This is a genomic window from Streptomyces sp. NPDC026417 (assembly GCF_055567695.1).
Window position 1 is genome coordinate 286,949 of the sequence record NZ_JBVHPY010000009.1, and the last position, 18,080, is coordinate 305,028.

Here is an 18,080-nt window from a genome sequence, read left to right on the forward strand (position 1 = left end):
ACATGACCAGCACCACCGAACCCGCCCAGCCGCTGTCGGTCGAGCAGCTCTCCGCCACCACCCTGCTGCGCTTCGCCACCGCCGGTTCCGTCGACGACGGCAAGTCCACCCTCGTCGGCCGCCTCCTGCACGACTCCAAGTCGGTTCTCACCGACCAGTTGGAGGCTGTCGAGCGGGTGTCCGCCGGCCGCGGTCAGGACACCCCGGACCTCGCCCTGCTCACCGACGGCCTGCGCGCCGAACGCGAACAGGGCATCACCATCGACGTCGCCTACCGCTACTTCGCCACGGCGCGCCGCCGCTTCATCCTCGCCGACACCCCCGGCCATGTGCAGTACACCCGCAACATGGTCACCGGTGCCTCCACCGCCGACCTCGCCGTCGTCCTCGTCGACGCCCGCAACGGAGTCATCGAGCAGACGCGCCGGCACGCCGCGGTCGCCGCGCTCCTCCGCGTCCCCCACGTCGTCCTCGCCGTCAACAAGATGGACCTGGTGGCGTACGAGGAGTCCGTCTTCGCCGCGATCGCCGAGGAGTTCACGGCGTACGCGTCCGAACTGGGCGTCCCCGAGATCACCGCGATCCCGATCTCGGCGCTCGCGGGCGACAACGTGGTGGAGCCCTCCGCGAACATGGCCTGGTACGGAGGTCCGACGGTGCTGGAGCACCTGGAGACCGTGCCGGTCAGCCACGACCTGGCCCACTGCCACGCCCGGCTGCCCGTGCAGTACGTGATCCGCCCGCAGACCGCCGAGCACCCCGACTACCGCGGCTACGCGGGCCAGATCGCGGCCGGCACGTTCCGCGTCGGCGAGAGCGTGACCGTGCTGCCGTCCGGCCGCACGACGCGGCTCGCCGGGATCGACCTGCTGGGCACCCCGGTCGACGTCGCCTGGACCCCGCAGTCGGTGACCCTCCTGCTGGAGGACGACATCGACATCTCGCGCGGCGACCTGATCGTGCCGAGCAAGGACGCGCCCCCGACCACGCAGGACGTCGAGGCGACCGTCTGCCACGTCGCCGACGAGCCGCTGACCGTGGGCCACCGGGTGCTGCTCAAGCACGGCACGCGCACGGTCAAGGCGATCGTCAAGGACATCCCGTCCCGGCTGACGCTCGACGACCTCTCCCTGCACCCGCACCCGGGCCGGCTGGTCGCCAACGACATCGGCCGCGTCAAGATCCGTACCGCCGAGCCGCTGCCGCTCGACTCGTACGCCGACTCCCGCCGCACCGGCTCGTTCATCCTGATCGACCCGGCCGACGGCACGACCCTGACCGCGGGCATGGTCGGCGAGTCCTTCGCCTCGCCCGAGCCGGTCAGGGACGAGACGGACGACGACGGGTGGGACTTCTGAGATGAACTCCACCGACTTCTACTCCACGTTCGCGAAGGAGGGCGGCCGCGTCGGCAGCGGCGCCCTCGGCAGCGGGCAGGGCGGAGTCGCGCGATGTGCGCGATGACGTACGCGCACTGCCTGCGCGCCCCGTCCCCCCACAGCACGCGAAAACGAAGACCTGCCGACCTCCCGGCCACGGCCTGAGAAGCCGTGACCGCCGGGCCAACGAGAGGAACACCTCCCGTGCCTGCCAACCGCTCGAAGCTCGTCCGCCGCGGCATCGCCGCCGCCGTGTCACTGCCGCTGCTGGCGCTCGCCGCGTGCAGCTACGGCTCCGAGGCCAAGGACGACTCCTCCTCCAAGGAGAACGTCGCCGCCGGTGCCAAGAAGATCGACGGCCTCGACTCCGTGAAGATCGGCTACTTCGGCAACCTGACCCACGCCACCGCGCTGGTGGGTCGTCAGGAAGGCCTGCTGCAGAAGGAACTGGGCGCCACGAAGGCCGAGTACGCGACCTTCAACGCCGGCCCCTCCGAGATCGAGGCGCTGAACTCGGGCTCCATCGACATCGGCTGGATCGGCCCCTCCCCGTCGATCAACGGCTACACCAAGTCCAACGGCAAGAGCCTGCGCATCATCGGCGGTTCGGCGGCGGGCGGCGTGAAGCTCGTGGTGAACCCCAAGAAGATCAAGTCCCTCGAGGACGTCAAGGGCAAGAAGATCGCGACCCCGCAGCTCGGCAACACGCAGGACGTCGCCTTCCTCAACTGGGCGGCCGAGCAGGGCTGGAAGGTCGACGCGGACAGCGGCAAGGGTGACGTCTCGGTCGTCCGCACGGACAACAAGATCACCCCGGACGCCTACAAGTCCGGCTCCATCGACGGCGCCTGGGTGCCGGAGCCGACCGCGTCCAAGCTGGTCGCCGAGGGCGGCAAGGTGCTGCTCGACGAGGCCGACCTGTGGCCCGACAAGAAGTTCGTGATCACGAACATCATCGTGTCGCAGAAGTTCCTCAAGGAGCACCCGAAGGTCGTCGAGGCCGTCCTCAAGGGCTCGGTGAAGACCAACGCGTGGATCACGGCGAACCCGGACAAGGCCAAGGCGGCGGCGAACGCGCAGCTGAAGGTGGACTCCGGCAAGGAACTCCCGGCGGACGTGCTCGACCCCGCCTGGAAGTCCATCCAGATCACCAACGACCCGCTGGCCGCCACCCTGAACACGGAGGCGGACCACGCGGTCAAGGCCGGTCTGCTGGAGAAGCCCGATCTGAACGGCATCTACGACCTGACGCTCCTGAACAAGGTGCTGAAGGCCGAGGGCGAGAGCACGGTCGACGACGCCGGTCTCGGCGTCAAGTAACCCCGCACACCGATGAGTTCCCAGGAGGTGACGACCATGGCAACGGCTCTCGCCAAGGCCGCCGACGCCGAGGCGTCGGTGGAGCAGGCCGCGCGGATCGAGCACGTCTCGAAGTCCTTCGCCGGACCCGCCGGGCAGCAGCTCGTCCTCGACGACATCACTCTCGATGTCGCGCCGGGCGAGTTCGTCACCCTCCTGGGTGCCTCGGGCTGCGGCAAGTCGACCTTGCTCAACCTGGTCGCGGGTCTCGACGCCCCGACCGCCGGCACCATCACGACGAACGGGCGCCCCGCCCTGATGTTCCAGGAGCACGCCCTCTTCCCGTGGCTGACCGCGGGCAAGAACATCGAACTCGCCCTGAAACTGCGGGGTGTGGCCAAGACGGACCGCCGCGACAAGGCCGAGGAACTGCTCGAACTGGTCCGGCTGAAGGGCGCCTACGGCAAGCGTGTGCACGAGCTGTCGGGCGGTATGCGGCAGCGGGTCGCGATGGCCCGCGCGCTCGCCCAGGACAGCCAGATCCTGCTGATGGACGAGCCGTTCGCCGCCCTCGACGCCATCACGCGGGACGTCCTGCACGACGAACTGACCCGGATCTGGCGCGAGACGCAGCTGTCCGTCCTCTTCGTCACGCACAACGTGCGCGAGGCGGTGCGGCTCGCCCAGCGCGTCGTGCTCCTCTCGTCCCGCCCGGGGCGGATCGCGCACCAGTGGACCGTGGACATTCCGCATCCGCGTCGTATCGAGGACACCGCCGTGGCGGAGCTGTCCGTCGAGATCACCGAACAACTGCGTGGGGAGATCCGCCGCCATGGCCAGCACTGAGACCAAGGCCGACGCGTCCGCCAAGGACCGGGACAGCCACGACCTGGCCGGTCTGGAGGCGGGCCTGGACGCCCTGGACACCGTCCAGACGGGGCGGACCCCGTTCCGGCAGACGTTCGTGCAGAAGATCCTGCCGCCGGTCGTCGCCATCGCGCTGGTACTGGTGGTGTGGCAGGCGCTGATCACCTTCGACGTCGTCACCGACCCGACGAAGCTGCCCTCGCCGTCCGCGGTGTGGGCGGAGGTCCAGGACGCCTGGCTGGAGGGCAAGCTCCTCGGCTACATCTGGACCAGCGTCTCGCGCGGCCTGTTCGGCTTTCTGCTGGCGCTGTTGATCGGCACGCCGCTGGGACTGGTGGTGGCCCGGGTGAAGTTCGTGCGCGCGGCCATCGGCCCGATCCTCTCGGGCCTGCAGTCCCTGCCGTCGGTGGCCTGGGTGCCGCCGGCCGTGATCTGGCTGGGCCTGGACAACAGGATGATGTACGCGGTGATCCTGCTCGGGGCCGTGCCGTCCATCGCCAACGGCCTGGTGTCCGGTGTCGACCAGGTGCCGCCGCTGTTCCTGCGCGCCGGCCGCACGCTGGGTGCCACGGGTCTGCGCGGTACCTGGCACATCATCATGCCCGCGGCGCTGCCCGGTTATCTGGCGGGCCTGAAGCAGGGCTGGGCGTTCTCGTGGCGTTCGCTGATGGCCGCCGAGATCATCGCGTCCTACCCCGACCTCGGGGTGGGTCTCGGCCAGCTGCTGGAGAACGGCCGCAACGCCAGCTCCATGTCCATGGTGTTCCTTGCCATCCTGCTCATCCTGATCGTCGGTATCGCCATCGACCTGCTGATCTTCAGTCCGCTGGAGCGGTGGGTGCTGCGCAGCCGCGGTCTCCTCGTCAAGAGCTGAAACGAAGGGCTGAACTCCCATGCGCCCTCGGTCCGCACATCCCGTCCTGCTGGTCGTCGCCCACGGCAGCCGTGACCCGCGCCATGCGGCGACGGTCCACGCCCTCGTACGACGGCTGCGGTCGGCGCGCCCCGGACTGCGCGTGGAGACCGGCTTCCTGGACTTCAACATCCCGTCCGTCAACGGGGTGCTGGAGTCGCTGGCGGCGGAGGGCGTGCGGGACGTGGTGGCGCTGCCGCTGCTGCTGACCCGCGCCTTCCACGCCAAGGCGGACATCCCCGCGGTGCTGCGGGATGCGCCCTCGCGGTTGCGCATCCGCCAGGCGGAGGTGCTCGGCCCGTCACCGCTGCTGACGGCGGCGCTCGAACGACGGCTGTACGAGGCGGGGCTCGGCCCCGCCGACAAGTCCTCGACCGGGGTCGTGCTGGCCTCGGCGGGGTCCTCGGACCCGGAGGCGATCGCAGTGATCGCTGATATCGCGCGGGAGTGGCGGCGTACCGGTTGGTGCGCTGTGCGACCTGCGTTCGCCTCCGCATCTCTGCCGCGCACGCAGGACGCCGTGCGCGAGCTGCGGGCGCTCGGATGTGCCCGCGTGGCGGTGGCGCCGTACGTCCTGGCCCCCGGTTTCCTGCCCGACCGCATCGCGCGGGGCGCGGCCGAGGCGGACGTCCTGGCCGACGTGCTCGGGCCGGCGCCGGAGGTGGTCCGGGTCCTGCTGGACCGCTACGACGAGGCCCGGCGCCCGGCCCTGGCGGCCCTGGGCGCGTAGCTTTCCCCCGGCCCCGGCGTCCGCCGAGCTCCGCGCCGCCCGAAGCCGGGTGCCCGCTGCCGTCCGTCTCAGCGCAAGCCGGGGCACGAGCCGACCGACCTCGCGCCCCACCGGAAGCCGAGGCACAAGCCGACCGACCTCGCACCTCACCCGAACCCGGGGCACGGGCCGGCCTGCCGCCCCGGCGCCCTCGGCCCCGGGAGCCGGGCCCGCGTTCGCCCGCGCCACAGCACTGCGCAGCACTCGCGTCAGACGCCCGTTCCGTCCGACGGGCGGCCGTACGGGTTCCGTCCGCTCGCGGCCAGCGCGCGGGAGAAAGCGGGCGCGTCGTCGGGGACCTCGACCGGGTCGGCGAAGCCGTCGTAGCGGCGGTAGAGCTCGCCGTGCTTCTCGACCACGTCCAGGACCAGCCGGGCCGCGCCCTCCGAGACGTGGAACTCCTGGCCCGTGGCGGTGGCGACGTCCCAGCCGTGGACCGCCGCCTCCTTCACGATCATCGGCGCCAGCTCGGCCGCCGGCATCGTGGCCATGCCGAGATCGACCTCGCCCTCCCACACCGCCGGGTCGTCCCAGGCGGCCACGGCGCGGTCGAGCTGGGCGGCGTACGCCGCGGCCCAGTCCGGGTCAGCGGTGAAGTCGCGCGCGGTCAGCTCGTCGGGCAGCGGCTTGCGCAGGGCCCGGTGCTCCAGGCCGTGGGAGGTGTAGAGCACCCAGTGGTTCACCAGGGTGCGGACGTCCCAGCCGGGGCAGTGCGTGGGCGCGTCGAGCTGCGCGGCGGTGACACCGCGGGCGACACGGGCGGCCTCGGCGGCGCATTCCGCCATGTACGGGTGCACGTTCTTGTAGGCGTCGGTCATGGGCACCACGCTAGGAGCACGGCGCTCGCCCTTCTTGAACAAACGCGACAGCCGCGGACGGGCACCCCGACCTGGTATGTGTACCCTGCATGGATGATCTCGGAACGTTTCGCGCTGGGCGGCGAACTGCCGGTACGGCGGCTCGGCTACGGTACGGCCCAGCTGACCGGTCCCGGCTACTGGGGCCCGCGCGGGGACGCCCGGGACGCCGTGGCGGTGCTGCGCCGGGCGGTGGAGCGCGGCGTGACCCTGATCGACACCGCCGACAACTACGGGCCGTCGGTCGCCGAGGAACTGATCGCGCGGGCGCTGCACCCCTATCCCGAGAACCTGCTGATCGCGACCAAGGGCGGCGTGGTGCGGACGAGTGCCGACACCTGGCATGTCGCGGGACGCCCCGAGCAGTTGCGGGCGATGTGCGAGGCGAGCCTGCGGCGGCTGCGGCTCGACACGATCGGCCTGTACCAGCTGCACCGGCTGGACCCGGACGTACCGGCGGCCGAACAGCTCGGCACCCTGGACGCCTTGCGCGCGGAGGGCAAGATCCGGCACATCGGCCTGGACACGGTCACCGCCGAACAGCTCTCCGCCGCCCTGGAGTCGACGGCCATCGCCTCCGTACAGAACCGCTACCACCTGCTCGACCGGGCGTCGGAGCCGCTGCTGGAGCTGTGCGAGGCGCACGGCATCGCCTTCCTTCCGTGGTTCCCGCTGGGAAACGGTTCGCTGACGTCCCACCCGGTGTGCGCGGAGATCGCCGCCGCACACGGAGCGACGCCGGGACAGGTCGCCCTGGCCTGGCTGCTGCACCGCTCCCCCGTGCTCTGCCCGACGCCCGGCACGGGCTCGCTCGCCCACCTGGAGGAGAACCTCGACGCCGCCGCGGTCCGGCTCACCGGCGCGGACATGTCCCGCCTGGACGGGCTGGGTTGACCCTGCCCCTGGGACAGACCACAGGCTCGCCGGCATGGACCCCTACCTGACCCAGAGCACCTGCAGCGACCTCGGCGACCTCGACCTCGGACCGCTCCCCCGGGACCCGGTGGAGCTCGCCCGGATCGTCAGGAACGTGATGATCCACCGGAGTGAGGGAGACCGCTTCGGCCATGTCCTCGCCGCGCCGCGACTGCACGAGGACGCCGAGGCCCGGTATGCGACCGAGATGCTGCGCATCCTGCGGGAACGCTCGGACCTGCCGCTCACCGAACGGCGGGAGCCGGCCCAGCGGTTCGTCGGAACGTGCCGCGACTTCTCCCTGCTGCTGTGCGCGCTGCTGCGGGCGACGGGCACCCCGGCCCGCGTGCGCTGCGGTTTCGCCACGTATTTCGTCGACGGCTTCCACGAGGACCACTGGGTCACCGAGTACCGCCTCCCGGACGGCGGTTGGCGACTGGTGGACGCGCAGGTCGCGCACGGCCCGTACGACGTGCCGTTCGATCCGCTGGACGTGCCGCGGGACCGGTTCCTCACGGCCGGACGGGCCTGGCGGGAGTGCCGGGCCGGGCGCGCCGATCCCCACACCTTCGGGGTCGGGTGGCTGGAGGGCGTCCGCGGTCTGTGGTTCGTGCGCAGCAACGTGCTCCACGACCTGGCCGCCCTCAACGGCGTCGAGGTGCTGCCCTGGGACGGCTGGGGTCGCGAGATCCTCGACGACGCGGCGCTCACCGAGGACGACCTCGCCCTGGCCGACGCCGTCGCAGCGGCCCGCTCCGACGACGAGCGGCGGCGGCTGTACCGGGATCCGCGCCTCGCGGTCCCGGGCGAGGTCACCTCGTACACCACCTACACCGGGGTGCGCCGGGTGACCCTGCGCGGCCGGGGGTGAGGCGGGACCGGCAACCGCCCCTCAGGAGCCGGTCAGCTCGTCCAGTTTGACGACCGTGTTCCAGTTCCGGGTGGTGGCGGTGAGCCCCTTCAGCAGACGGGGCTTGGCGAGGGCCTCCGCCAGCTTGGACCGGCCGAGACCGTCGGGTGCGTACAGGTACAGGACGCGGTCGCCCAGCCGGAACTCCTCCGGCAGGAAGGCCGCCGGGTCGACGGCGGCGAAGCGTTCCGCTTCCACCGGCTCCGAGAAGTACGTGGCGTGCAGCTGCCTGCCCTCCAGCTCGGCGGCCGGGAAGGGGCAGGCCTCGCGCACCGCCTTGAGATAGGCGTGGTCGCGCACCAGCACGCCGACGGTGAAGCCGAAGTGCTTCTCCAGGGCCTGGGCCAGCTCGGCGGCGAGCGACCGCTCGTCACCGTGCTCGCTGCCGAAGACGGCGTTGCCGCTCTGCAGATAGGTGGCCACGTCCGTGTACCCGAGTTCCTGCATCAGTGCCCGCAGCTCGGCCATCGGCACCTTCTTGCTGCCGCCCACGTTGATCCCGCGCAGCAGCGCCGCATACATCGTCATCCGCTCACCATAAAGCGGCCGTCGCTCCCCGTGGGGGTGGGCGCGACGGCCGCTGCCGGTGGGGCGGCCCGGTTACTCGACGATCTTGAGGAGCTTGTTCGGTGTGCCGTCGGACGCGTTGGAGATCTTGTCCGCGGTGGCTCCGCCGGTGAGGGCCTGCGCGACCTGGGCGGGGGTCGCGTCGGCGTGTCCGGCGAGGTAGACGGCGGCGGCGCCCGTCACGTGCGGCGTGGCCATCGACGTTCCGGAGATCGTCTTGGTGGCGTCGTCACCGGTGTTCCAGTCGGACGTGATGTCCGAGCCGGGGGCGTAGATGTCCACGCCCGCACCGAAGTTGGAGAAGTCGGACTGCTGGTCGTCCTTGGTGGAGGAGGCGACCGTGATGGCCTCCGGGACGCGGGCCGGGGAGCTGGTGCTCGCGTCGGCGGACTCGTTGCCGGCGGCGACGGCGAAGGTGACGCCGGAGGCGATGGCCTTCTGCACGGCCGTGTCGAGGGCCTCGTCCACGCCGCCGCCGAGGCTCATGTTGGCGACGGAGGGACCCGAGTGGTTGCGGGTGACCCAGTCGATGCCGGCGACGACCTGCTCGGTGGTGCCGGAGCCGGAGTCGTCGAGCACGCGAACCGCGACGATCTTCGCCTTCTTGGCGACGCCGTGCGCCTCGCCCGCGATGGTGCCGGCGACGTGCGTGCCGTGGCCGTTGCCGTCGTCGGCGTTGCCGTCGTTGTCGACGGCGTCGAAGCCGGACGAGGCACGGCCGCCGAAGTCGCCGTGGCTGACGCGGACTCCGGTGTCGACGACGTAGGCGGTGACTCCCTCTCCCGCGGCGTCGGGGTAGGTGTACTTTCCGTCGCCCGCGGTGCCGGTCTGGTCGATGCGGTCCAGACCCCAGGACGGCGGGTTGGCCTGGTCGGCGTCGATGTGGAACTTCTTGTTCTGGACGACCTTGGCGACGGACGGGTCGCCGGCCAGCCGCTTGGCCTCGGTCTCGGAGAGACCGGAAGCGGAGAAGCCGTTGACCGAGGAGGCGTAGTTGCGCTTGAGCGAGCCGCCGTACTCCTCGGCGAGGTCCTGCTTGTCCGCCTTGTTCGTCTTCTCGTCCAGCAGCACGATGTAGCTGCCGGAGACAGCGCCCTTGGCGTCGAGGCCGTACACCTTGCCCTCGGCCGGAGCGGCGGCGCCCGCGGTGGAGACGGCGACGACGGTCACGCCCACGGCCGTGGCGGTGGTGGCTATGGCCGCGGTCAGCTTCATCCTGCGGGCACGCTTGTGAGTTGCCATGAAGAGGGGTCTCCTCGTGGTGGATGTGGGGGGATGCGTGGGGGTTGTGGCCGTCACGGGATGGCCGTGACGGTCCGTCGGGCGACCGAAGTTACCCGGCGGTTGGCACGAAACCCTGCTTGATTGACGCGCACGGATCAACACCTACATACAGCTGTGACTTAATCAACAACCTTTCGAAATAACAAAAAGGTCCCCCGCCGACAGATCGGACAGCGGCCCCTGCACCCTGATCCACATCCCCGACAACTCCCGTTACGTGTAAGGGGCTTTCATCATCCCCAGTGCGGAGGAAACGGGGGCCGAGGGGAGGATCCGAACGTCCGCCGGGTCACCGGGAAGCACGACGAGATGCTCTTATGCCGCCCATACCTTCGTAGTGCGAGGTGACGACAGGGGGTTGTCACCGCATACGAGGGGGCTGGCCCGTCATGCGGAACGGAGACACGAGAGTGCGGGGGATCGCCGCCCGGGCGGGGGGCTGGAGCGCCCGGCACCGATGGGCGGCCGTCGGGATCTGGGTGCTGTTCGTCGTCCTGGCCATGGGACTCGGCTCGGCCGCGGGCCGCATCGACGTCAAGGACAGCGACCAGCTCAAGGGCGAGACCAGTACGGCCGCGCACATCGTCGAGGACGCGGGCATCGAGGAGCCGGCCGGCGAGAGCGTCCTGGTCCAGGCGAAGGACGGGGGCACCAGGGCCACCGACGCCGCCTTCCGCAGCGCCGTCGCCGCCGTCGTCGAGGCGGTCGACGCGACCGGCAAGGTCTCCGACGTCACCTCGCCGTACGAGACGAAGACGATCTCGAAGGACGGCCGCAGCGCGCTCGTCCAGTTCGACGTGCGCGGCGACTCGGACACCGCGGGCGAGCGGATCGAGCCGGTGCTGAAGGCCGTCGAGGGGGTGCAGAAGGAGCACACGGAGCTGCGGATCGAGGAGATCGGCGGCGCCAGCATGATGAAGACCTTCGACGACGCCTTCGGCGACGACTTCCAGAAGGCCGAACTGTCCGCCGTGCCGGTGGCCCTCGGCATCCTGCTCATCGCGTTCGGCGCGCTGGTGGCGGCGCTGCTGCCGGTGGCGCTCGCGGTCACCGCGATCATGGCGACGATGGGCCTGATGGGCATCGTCAGCCACGTGATGCCGATGAGCGACACCGCCAACTCCGTGATGCTGCTGGTGGGGCTCGCGGTCGGCGTCGACTACTGCCTGTTCTACCTGCGGCGTGAGCGCGAGGAGCGCGAGGCCGGCCGGGACGCGCAGACCGCGCTGCGGATCGCCGCCGCGACCAGCGGCCGGGCCATCATCGTCTCCGGTGTCACGGTCTGCGTCGCCATGGCCGGCATGCTCTTCACGGGCCTGGCCGAGTTCGAGGCGATGGGGCTGGCCTCGCTGATGGTCGTGGCGGTCGCCATGGTGGGCTCCGTGACGGTGCTGCCCGCGCTGCTCTCGCTCCTCGGCGAGCGGGTGGAGAAGGGCCGCGTGCCGTTCCTGCACCGGGACAAGCGGCGCAGCAAGGGCCGTCCGGACGCCGCGCGTGCGAACCGGGGCGAGAGCCGCTTCTGGGGTGCGGTGCTGCGGGTCGTGCTGGCCAGGCCGGCCGTCTCCCTCGTGGTCGCGGCGGGCGCACTGCTGGCCATCGCCGCCCCGGCGCTCGGCATGAAGACGGAACAGCTCACGCTGGACAAGGAGTTCGGCGACTCGCTGCCCATCGTGGCGACGTACAACCGGGTCAACGAGGCGTTCCCCGGCGGCACCGAGCCCGCCGAGGTGATCGTGAAGGCGGAGGACATCAACTCCCCCGAGGTGAAGTCCGCGCTGGCCGACTTCCGTGCCCGGGCGATCAGTTCGGGCGCCACGCGCGGCCCGGTCGACATCAAGGTGCACGACGCGCAGAACGTGGCCTTCGTCTACGTCCCCCTGGTCGGTGGTTCCGACCAGGACAAGGCCGGGCGGAGCCTGGACCTGCTGCGCGACGAGGTGCGACCGGCCACGCTGGGCAAGGTCGACGGTCTCGACGCCCCGATCACCGGACAGGTCGCGGGGTCGCGCGACTTCAACGACCAGCTCGTCGGCTCGGTGGTCCCCGTCTTCGCGTTCGTCGTGGTGTTCGCCTTCCTGCTGATGCTCCTGTCGTTCCGCTCACTGACCATCGCCATCACGTCGATCGTCCTCAACCTGCTCTCCGTGGGGGCCGCCTACGGCATCCTGGTGGCCGTCTTCCAGCACGGCTGGGGTGCCTCCCTGGTCGGCGCCGAAGGGGTGGGCGCCATCATCACCTGGCTGCCGCTGTTCCTCTTCGTGATCCTGTTCGGACTGTCGATGGACTACCACGTGTTCGTGGTCTCCCGGATCCGCGAGGCGCGGCTGCGCGGACTCGGCACCAAGGACGCCATCCGGCACGGGGTGGTCACCACGGCCGGTGTCGTCACCAGCGCCGCCGTCATCATGGTCGCCGTCTTCGCGATCTTCGGCACCCTGTCCATGCAGTCCATGAAGCAGATGGGCGTGGGCCTGGCGGCGGCCGTGCTGATCGACGCGACGATCATCCGCGGGGTGCTGCTCCCGGCGGTCATGGCGCTGCTCGGGGAGCGCAACTGGTACTTCCCGAAGTGGCTGCACCGCCTGCCCGACCTCACGCACGACGAGGCGCCGGAGCAGGTGTCCGGGCCGCCGCAGCCGCCGGCGGTCGAGGGTGAGCGGGTCGGGGTCTGACCGTCCACAGCGCCGCACGTGGCCGGGGTGTCCGCACCCCGGCCACGTCGTCGTTCGCTCAGGCCGCCGCCGCGACGTCCTCGCGCTCGAAGGAGTCGATGGTGCGGGTGAAGTCGCGGGTGGACAGCAACAGCTTGTAGATGATGGCGAGTTCGAAGACCAGGAGCAGCGCTCCGGAGACGATCGTCGCCTCGATGACCGCGTCGAAGAGCGGCCCGAGGATGAAGACCCCCATCTGGAACTCGATGCCGCTGATCAGGTGGGTGCGGATGCGGTGGCGCAGCAGGAAGGAACGGGCCCGCAGGTAGGCCGGGAAGCGGTGCCGGAACTCCTGGTGCAGGTCGATGACCCGGGCCGGCGGCAGTCCCGCCGAGCCGTCGGAGCCGCCCTCGGCGCCCGCCTCGCCCCCGGTCCCCCGTACGCCACCCGCGGCCGCGCCGTCCGCCACGGGACCCGCCGCGGGGCCGCCCGTCGCCGCCGCGCGCAGGTCCTGCTCGATGTCCGCCTCGGGGTTGTTGCGCAGCAGGTCCTCCATGAAGGTCAGCTCGGCCTGGTTCTCCGCGCGGCGCGCCTCCCGCAGGCGGGCCTTGATCTGCTTCCGCATGGAGTGCCGGATCTTGAAGATCTCCAGGGAGTTGATGTAACGCAGCGTGTCCAGACCCACGACCGCGAGGGCGAGCCAGATGTAGAGGGTGTCGCCGGTGCGCTGGTACTGCCCCGCCATCAGCGCCACCGCGCACACCATGACGCGGATGCGGTCGAAGACGAAGTCGAGCCACGCCCCGAACACGGAGCCCTGACCGGTGAGCCGGGCGACCTTGCCGTCCATGCAGTCGAGGATGAAGCTCAGGTGATAGAGGAAGGCGCCGGCGATCAGCCAGCGCCAGTCGCCGAGAGCGAAGAACACGGCGGACGCGAGCCCCAGCAGGAAGGCACCCCAGGTGATCTGGTTGGGGGTGATCCGGGTGCGCAGCGCGACCTGCCGTACCAGGGGCGTGGCGACCGGGTCGACGAGCAGCACGGTCCACCACGCGTCGCGCTTCTTCTGGGTGACACGTCGGACCTCTGGGAGCGGCGGGATGTCTCGGCGTAGGGATCGCATGGGTCAACTTCCTGGCGTTCGACTGGAGTTCACCTCACGCTAGGTAGCCGTTCCGCCAAGGAACAAGATCCGGCCCGTGCAACCTTCCACGGGGGGTAACGGTCTCACTTTCCGGACGAGTCCGTGGCTTCCCCAGGCGGTACCCGCGTTACCCGAGCGTTACCGAATGACCTGTCCGTTATCCAACGTGCGCCAGGACTTCACCGGATCCGTGCAACCGTGACGCACGGGAGGGACGAGGTGCGCGGACGGTGATCTTCCCGCCCATACAGGGCACTTACAGGGGACGAAAAGGACCGCCGATCCGGGTGATTCCGGCGACGACGTGCCGCCGCGCACGGCAAGACGGCACGTCTCGTTCGGCGGGTCGCAGCCTGCGGTGGCGAGGGTTGCCCCGATCGGGTAGTACGGAAGACAGGGGCCGGTCCGACCCGGAAGGACGGTTCACCGTGGAGACACGCGTCGACGAGATAGCCGATGGCATCCACCGCATCTCGACCTACGTTCCGGAGATCGCCCCGCCCGCCGGTTTCACCTTCAATCAGTTCCTGATCGCCGCGGAGGACCCGCTGCTCTTCCACACCGGCATGCGCGCCCTCTTCCCCGCGGTCTCCGACGCCGTGGCCCGGGTGGTCCCGGTGGAACAGCTGCGGTGGATCACCTTCGGACACGTCGAGGCGGACGAGTGCGGCGCGATGAACGAGTTCCTCGGGGCGGCGCCGCGCGCGGAGGTCGCCCACAACACGCTGGGGTGCCTCGTCTCGCTCAACGACCTGGTCTCCCGCCCGCCGCGCCCCATGGACGACGGGGAGCTCCTGGACATCGGCGGCAGCGAGGTGCGCCGCGTCGTCCGCAACGTGAACACCCCGCACGTGCCGCACAACTGGGAGGCGCGGCTGCTCTTCGAGGAGCACACCCGCACCCTCTTCTGCGGCGACCTCTTCACCCACCTCGGAAACGGTCCCGCCGTCACCGGTGACGATCTCGTCGAACTCTCCATCGAGGCCGAGGAGTTGTTCCGCCAGACCTCGTGCCTGACCGCCCTCACCGCCGCGTTGCGCTCGCTGGCGGAGCTGCGGCCGGCCACGCTGGCCGTGATGCACGGCTCCTCGTTCGACGGCGACTGCGTTCGGGCACTGCTCGATCTGGCGGACGGTCTGGAGTCCCGCTTCGCCCCCGAGTCCGGGTTCGTCACCCGGCCGAGCGTGCTCGCGGGCCCGCATCCGGGAATCGGCTGAGCTCACCGCTGATAGCGCGCGAGCACCAGGTTCCCGTCCTCGACCAGCCGCTTGCGCAGCTCGGACAGACCGATCGCCCCGCTGTAGTACTCCTGGAAGGCGGGGGTCGCCACCTTGTCCTTCCACTCGGGGTACCCGCGCACGGCCTGGGCGGGGGCGGAGCGCAGCCGCCCCGCCAGTGCGGTGCCGGTCGCCCAGTCGTTCTTCGCGGTGTGCAGGGCCGGATCCTTCAGTGCCTCGGTGCCGGTGGGCAGCATCCAGTCCCCGAGGGCCAGCCGGACCATGTTCGCGGGCCGGAGCAGGAAGTCGACGAAGGCGGCGGCCTCCTTCTTGTGCGGGCTGTCCTCGGCGATGGACAGCGTCTGCGGACTGACCCCCTGGGTGAGGCCGTCGGCGCCGGCGGGAGCGGGCAGCACCTGCCAGTCGAAGCCCTTCGGGGCCTGCTGGACGAGCTGCTGCCGATAGGAGAACCCGAGCGGGACCATGGCGTACTTGCCGCCGAAGAAGCCTGGCAGGGTGTCGGAGCCGCCCATGCCGAGCGTGGTGCCGGACGCGCTGCGGTCCGTGTTCACCCCGTCGTGGACGATCCGCGGCACCACCGCGTCGGCCGCCTCGAAACGGACCCGAACCCTGCCGTCACCGTCCCGGTGGAACAGCCGTCCACCGGCCGACAGGGACAGGTTCAGGGTGGCGGAGACCGGCTCCTTCAGCGGCCAGGCGACGCCGTACCGGCCGTTGCCGCTCAGCCGCCGCGCGACGGACCGGAACTCCTCCCAGCTCCACGGATCGTCGGGCGTCGGCATCCGCACGCCGGACTTCCGCAGCCAGGTCGCGTTGGCGACGAGCACGCGCGGCTCCTGCAGGAACGGCACCCCGTAGATCCCGTCGCCGAAGGTGGTGGTCTCCCAGCTGCGCCGCGGGATGTCGGAGGCGAGCCGCCCGGGCAGCAGCTTCCGCAGATCGGCGAGATAGCCCCCGTATGCGAAGTCCGCGAGGTCGTCCGAGGCGTCGTGGATGATGTCCGGCGCCTCCCCGCCCTCGAACGAGGTGAGCAGCTGGTCGTGGACGCTGTCCCAACTCCCCTGCACGTACTCGACCCGGACGCCCGGATGCGTCGCGTTCCACTCCTTCACCAGTTCCTTGTTGGCGGCGACGGACTCCTCCTGCCACGCCAGGGACTGGAAGCGGAGGACGACCGGCCCCGCGCCGTCCGTCCCGTCCTCGCCCGTGCAGCCGGTGAGGAGCAGCGCGAACACCGCGAGGAACAGGGCACACCGCGTGCGTGTCATCAGCTCTTCACCGCCCCGGCGAGCATGCCGCCCGTGATCCGCTTCTGAATGATCGCGAAGACGACGAGCGAGGGCAGCGTCGCGAGGAACGCCGCCGCCGCCAGGGGGCCGAGGTCCGCGACGCCCTCCGCCCCGATGAAGTGCGTGAGGACGACCGGCAGCGTCTGCTTCTCCGGGGTCTTGAGCAGCACCAGCGCGAAGAAGAACTCGTTCCACGCGCTGATGAACGCGAACAGGGCTGTCGCCACGATGCCCGGCGCCAGCAGTGGGGCCGTGATCGAGACCAGCGTGCGCGCCCGCCCGGCCCCGTCCACCGCCGCGGCCTCCTCCAGCTCGGCGGGCACCGCACGCACGTACCCGACCAGCATCCACAGGGCGAACGGCAGGGCCCACACCACGTACACCATCACCAGTCCCGGCACGGAGTTGATCAGCCGCAGGTTCTTCAGGACGAGGAACAGCGGGATGATCACCAGCACGAAGGGGAACGCCTGGCTGACGACCACCCAGCCGGTGGCCGCCTTCGCCAGCGGGGTGCGGTGCCGCGCCATCACGTACGCCATCGGCGTCGCGATCACCACCGCGACGACGGCCGCAGCGAGCGCCGCGAGCAGCGAGTTGAGCGCGGCGTGCAGCAGCGGCTGCTCGTCGAAGGCCTGCCGGAAGTTGTCGAGGGTCGGATTCCGCGGAATCCACGTGGGGTGCAGACTCGCCAGCTCACGCGGCGGTTTGAAGGCCGTGGAGATCAGCCAGAGGAACGGGAACGCGAGGAACACGAGGTACGCGAGCAGCGCCACGTACTGGCCGGCGCGGCCCCGCCCGCCGGTCCGCAGGCCCGACGCCCCCCGGTGCGCACGCCGGGCGCTCACCGGTCCTCACCGCCCCGCAGCCGGCCCGCCAGATGGAAGGCGAGGATCACCGAGATCACCGCGACCATCACGCATCCCATCGCCGCCGCGTAGCCGAACTGCCCGTACCGGAAGGCCTCTTCGTACGCGAACAGCATCGGCAGCCGGGTCCGCCCGCCCGGTCCGCCGTTGGTGAGGACGTAGACCAGCGCGAAGGAGTTGAAGTTCCAGATGAAGTTCAGGGCCGTGATCGCGAGGGCCACCGGTCTCAGGGCGGGCCAGGTGACCGTCAGGAAACGGCGCCAGGCGCCCGCGCCGTCCATGGCGGCCGCCTCGTGCAATTCCCGCGGGGTGTTCTGCAGCCCGGCGAGCAGGGCGACGGTGGTCTGCGGCATTCCCGCCCAGATCCCCACGACGATCACCGCGGGCAGCGCCGTGCCCAGTCCGGAGAGCCAGTCCCGGCCGTCGCCGAGGCCCAGGTCGCGCAGGGCCTCGTTGAGGATGCCCGCGTCCGGGTTGTAGACGAGCCGCCACATGATGCCGACGACCACCTCGGGCATCGCCCACGGGACGATCGCCAGCGCACGCGCGAGCCAGCGCAGCCGCAGGTCCTGGTCGAGCAGCAGCGCGAGTCCGAGCGCGAGCAGGAACTGCGGCACGGTCACGCCGACGGCCCACACCAGGCCGATCCGGAACGATTCCCAGAACAGCGTGTCGTGCAGCAGATCACGGAAGTTGAGCGCACCGATCCACTGCGTGGGCGCCGTACGGCCCGACTGGGAGTCGGTGAACGCGAGCGCGACGCCGTAGAGCAGCGGCCCCACACTGAGCACCAGGATCGGAATCAGCGCGGGCAGCACCAGGAACCAGGCGCCGTGGCCGGAGACGCGGGAGGCACCGGCCTCCCCGCCCACCGATCTGCCGGACCGCTTCGTCGCGGTCGCTGAAGTCACGGATTCGGCTCCTTTGGCGGCTCGTACGGGACTCGGTCTCGTCGTCGCGGCGGCAGCGCCCCGCCCAAGGACAGGGCTCCGTCATGTTCCTGACCAACTGACATGAGGTCAAGACAGCCTCTGAGTGAGCGTTTGATTCTGGTATTGGGTGGTTCCTGATGAAATCCAGGAGCCGGCTCGATCACTCAACGAAGTGATTCGCCGGAAACACGGCTTCT

General features: G+C 70.6%; 16 protein-coding genes. 9 read left to right on the forward strand and 7 right to left on the reverse strand.

Features of this window, described 5'->3' with window-relative positions:
- Nucleotides 1–2 precede the first annotated feature (2 nt).
- From ACZ4NT_RS17335 to ACZ4NT_RS17355, 5 genes are all read left to right on the forward strand, one after another.
- Nucleotides 3–1,358 (forward strand): GTP-binding protein, encoded by a 1,356-nt coding sequence (locus tag ACZ4NT_RS17335; RefSeq protein WP_121406722.1) that lies wholly within the window; start codon nt 3–5, stop codon nt 1,356–1,358.
- 225 nt (nt 1,359–1,583) lie between these two features.
- Nucleotides 1,584–2,699 (forward strand): aliphatic sulfonate ABC transporter substrate-binding protein, encoded by a 1,116-nt coding sequence (locus tag ACZ4NT_RS17340; RefSeq protein WP_121406720.1) that lies wholly within the window; start codon nt 1,584–1,586, stop codon nt 2,697–2,699.
- Between the two features lie 36 nt (nt 2,700–2,735).
- Nucleotides 2,736–3,524, forward strand: a complete 789-nt coding sequence (locus ACZ4NT_RS17345) for an ABC transporter ATP-binding protein (RefSeq protein ID WP_121406719.1) — start codon at nt 2,736–2,738, stop codon at nt 3,522–3,524.
- The gene (locus ACZ4NT_RS17350) at nt 3,511–4,419 is read left to right on the forward strand and encodes an ABC transporter permease (RefSeq protein WP_121406718.1); all 909 of its coding nucleotides are present in this window, start codon (nt 3,511–3,513) and stop codon (nt 4,417–4,419) included. The genes ACZ4NT_RS17345 and ACZ4NT_RS17350 overlap by 14 nt, the downstream gene beginning before the upstream one ends.
- A 19-nt stretch (nt 4,420–4,438) precedes the next feature.
- Nucleotides 4,439–5,188, forward strand: a complete 750-nt coding sequence (locus ACZ4NT_RS17355; protein WP_121406717.1) for a sirohydrochlorin chelatase — start codon at nt 4,439–4,441, stop codon at nt 5,186–5,188.
- A 248-nt stretch (nt 5,189–5,436) separates the two neighbouring features.
- On the opposite strand, the gene ACZ4NT_RS17360 is transcribed toward ACZ4NT_RS17355, so the two are convergent.
- On the reverse strand, nt 5,437–6,045 hold the full coding sequence (locus ACZ4NT_RS17360; RefSeq protein ID WP_121406716.1) for a TIGR03086 family metal-binding protein: 609 nt from the start codon (nt 6,043–6,045) through the stop codon (nt 5,437–5,439).
- 93 nt (nt 6,046–6,138) lie between these two features.
- On the opposite strand from ACZ4NT_RS17360, the gene ACZ4NT_RS17365 reads away from it, so the two are divergent.
- Both ACZ4NT_RS17365 and ACZ4NT_RS17370 read left to right on the forward strand, forming a co-directional pair.
- A complete protein-coding gene (locus tag ACZ4NT_RS17365) occupies nt 6,139–6,978 on the forward strand; it encodes an aldo/keto reductase (protein WP_467726108.1) in 840 nt (279 codons plus the stop codon).
- Nucleotides 6,979–7,012: 34 nt separating this feature from the next.
- Entirely contained in the window at nt 7,013–7,870 is an 858-nt protein-coding gene (locus ACZ4NT_RS17370) for a transglutaminase-like domain-containing protein (protein ID WP_467726110.1), read from the forward strand.
- Between the two features lie 21 nt (nt 7,871–7,891).
- On the opposite strand, the gene ACZ4NT_RS17375 is transcribed toward ACZ4NT_RS17370, so the two are convergent.
- Together ACZ4NT_RS17375 and ACZ4NT_RS17380 are read right to left on the reverse strand one after the other, a co-directional pair.
- The gene (locus ACZ4NT_RS17375; RefSeq protein ID WP_121406713.1) at nt 7,892–8,437 is read right to left on the reverse strand and encodes a DUF1697 domain-containing protein; all 546 of its coding nucleotides are present in this window, start codon (nt 8,435–8,437) and stop codon (nt 7,892–7,894) included.
- 72 nt (nt 8,438–8,509) lie between these two features.
- A complete protein-coding gene (locus ACZ4NT_RS17380; protein ID WP_467726113.1) occupies nt 8,510–9,718 on the reverse strand; it encodes a S8 family peptidase in 1,209 nt (402 codons plus the stop codon).
- A 431-nt stretch (nt 9,719–10,149) separates the two neighbouring features.
- Between ACZ4NT_RS17380 and ACZ4NT_RS17385 the strand changes: the two genes are divergently transcribed.
- The gene (locus ACZ4NT_RS17385) at nt 10,150–12,432 is read left to right on the forward strand and encodes an MMPL family transporter (RefSeq protein ID WP_121406711.1); all 2,283 of its coding nucleotides are present in this window, start codon (nt 10,150–10,152) and stop codon (nt 12,430–12,432) included.
- A 58-nt stretch (nt 12,433–12,490) separates the two neighbouring features.
- Here the strand turns inward: ACZ4NT_RS17385 and ACZ4NT_RS17390 are convergent, their stop codons facing one another.
- Nucleotides 12,491–13,534 carry a CDP-alcohol phosphatidyltransferase family protein gene (locus ACZ4NT_RS17390; RefSeq protein ID WP_121406710.1) on the reverse strand — a complete coding sequence of 348 codons (1,044 nt, stop codon included), beginning with the start codon at nt 13,532–13,534 and terminating at the stop codon, nt 12,491–12,493.
- 449 nt (nt 13,535–13,983) lie between these two features.
- Between ACZ4NT_RS17390 and ACZ4NT_RS17395 the strand changes: the two genes are divergently transcribed.
- Nucleotides 13,984–14,772: an oxygen-binding di-iron domain-containing protein gene (locus tag ACZ4NT_RS17395; RefSeq protein WP_121406709.1), complete on the forward strand. Its 789-nt coding sequence runs from the start codon at nt 13,984–13,986 to the stop codon at nt 14,770–14,772.
- 2 nt (nt 14,773–14,774) lie between these two features.
- Here the strand turns inward: ACZ4NT_RS17395 and ACZ4NT_RS17400 are convergent, their stop codons facing one another.
- The 3 genes from ACZ4NT_RS17400 to ACZ4NT_RS17410 are packed head-to-tail and all read right to left on the reverse strand — an operon-like array spanning nt 14,775 to nt 17,862.
- Complete coding sequence (locus ACZ4NT_RS17400) at nt 14,775–16,061, reverse strand: ABC transporter substrate-binding protein (protein ID WP_121406708.1); 1,287 nt, start codon at nt 16,059–16,061, stop codon at nt 14,775–14,777.
- Entirely contained in the window at nt 16,061–16,894 is an 834-nt protein-coding gene (locus tag ACZ4NT_RS17405; RefSeq protein ID WP_121407539.1) for a carbohydrate ABC transporter permease, read from the reverse strand. The genes ACZ4NT_RS17400 and ACZ4NT_RS17405 overlap by 1 nt, the downstream gene beginning before the upstream one ends.
- Before the next feature lie 32 nt (nt 16,895–16,926).
- Nucleotides 16,927–17,862 (reverse strand): carbohydrate ABC transporter permease, encoded by a 936-nt coding sequence (locus tag ACZ4NT_RS17410; RefSeq protein WP_467726116.1) that lies wholly within the window; start codon nt 17,860–17,862, stop codon nt 16,927–16,929.
- Between the last annotated feature and the right edge of the window lie 218 nt (nt 17,863–18,080).

What these genes read in the sequence shown, in the direction of transcription:
- ACZ4NT_RS17335 (WP_121406722.1), top strand. Translation starts at nt 3, where the DNA reads ATGACCAGCACCACCGAACCCGCCCAGCCGCTGTCGGTCGAGCAGCTC.
- ACZ4NT_RS17345 (WP_121406719.1), top strand. Translation starts at nt 2,736, where the DNA reads ATGGCAACGGCTCTCGCCAAGGCCGCCGACGCCGAGGCGTCGGTGGAG.
- ACZ4NT_RS17350 (WP_121406718.1), top strand. Translation starts at nt 3,511, where the DNA reads ATGGCCAGCACTGAGACCAAGGCCGACGCGTCCGCCAAGGACCGGGAC.
- ACZ4NT_RS17355 (WP_121406717.1), top strand. Translation starts at nt 4,439, where the DNA reads ATGCGCCCTCGGTCCGCACATCCCGTCCTGCTGGTCGTCGCCCACGGC.
- ACZ4NT_RS17360 (WP_121406716.1), bottom strand. Translation starts at nt 6,045, where the DNA reads ATGACCGACGCCTACAAGAACGTGCACCCGTACATGGCGGAATGCGCC.
- ACZ4NT_RS17365 (WP_467726108.1), top strand. Translation starts at nt 6,139, where the DNA reads ATGATCTCGGAACGTTTCGCGCTGGGCGGCGAACTGCCGGTACGGCGG.
- ACZ4NT_RS17370 (WP_467726110.1), top strand. Translation starts at nt 7,013, where the DNA reads ATGGACCCCTACCTGACCCAGAGCACCTGCAGCGACCTCGGCGACCTC.
- ACZ4NT_RS17375 (WP_121406713.1), bottom strand. Translation starts at nt 8,437, where the DNA reads ATGACGATGTATGCGGCGCTGCTGCGCGGGATCAACGTGGGCGGCAGC.
- ACZ4NT_RS17380 (WP_467726113.1), bottom strand. Translation starts at nt 9,718, where the DNA reads ATGGCAACTCACAAGCGTGCCCGCAGGATGAAGCTGACCGCGGCCATA.
- ACZ4NT_RS17385 (WP_121406711.1), top strand. Translation starts at nt 10,150, where the DNA reads ATGCGGAACGGAGACACGAGAGTGCGGGGGATCGCCGCCCGGGCGGGG.
- ACZ4NT_RS17390 (WP_121406710.1), bottom strand. Translation starts at nt 13,534, where the DNA reads ATGCGATCCCTACGCCGAGACATCCCGCCGCTCCCAGAGGTCCGACGT.
- ACZ4NT_RS17400 (WP_121406708.1), bottom strand. Translation starts at nt 16,061, where the DNA reads ATGACACGCACGCGGTGTGCCCTGTTCCTCGCGGTGTTCGCGCTGCTC.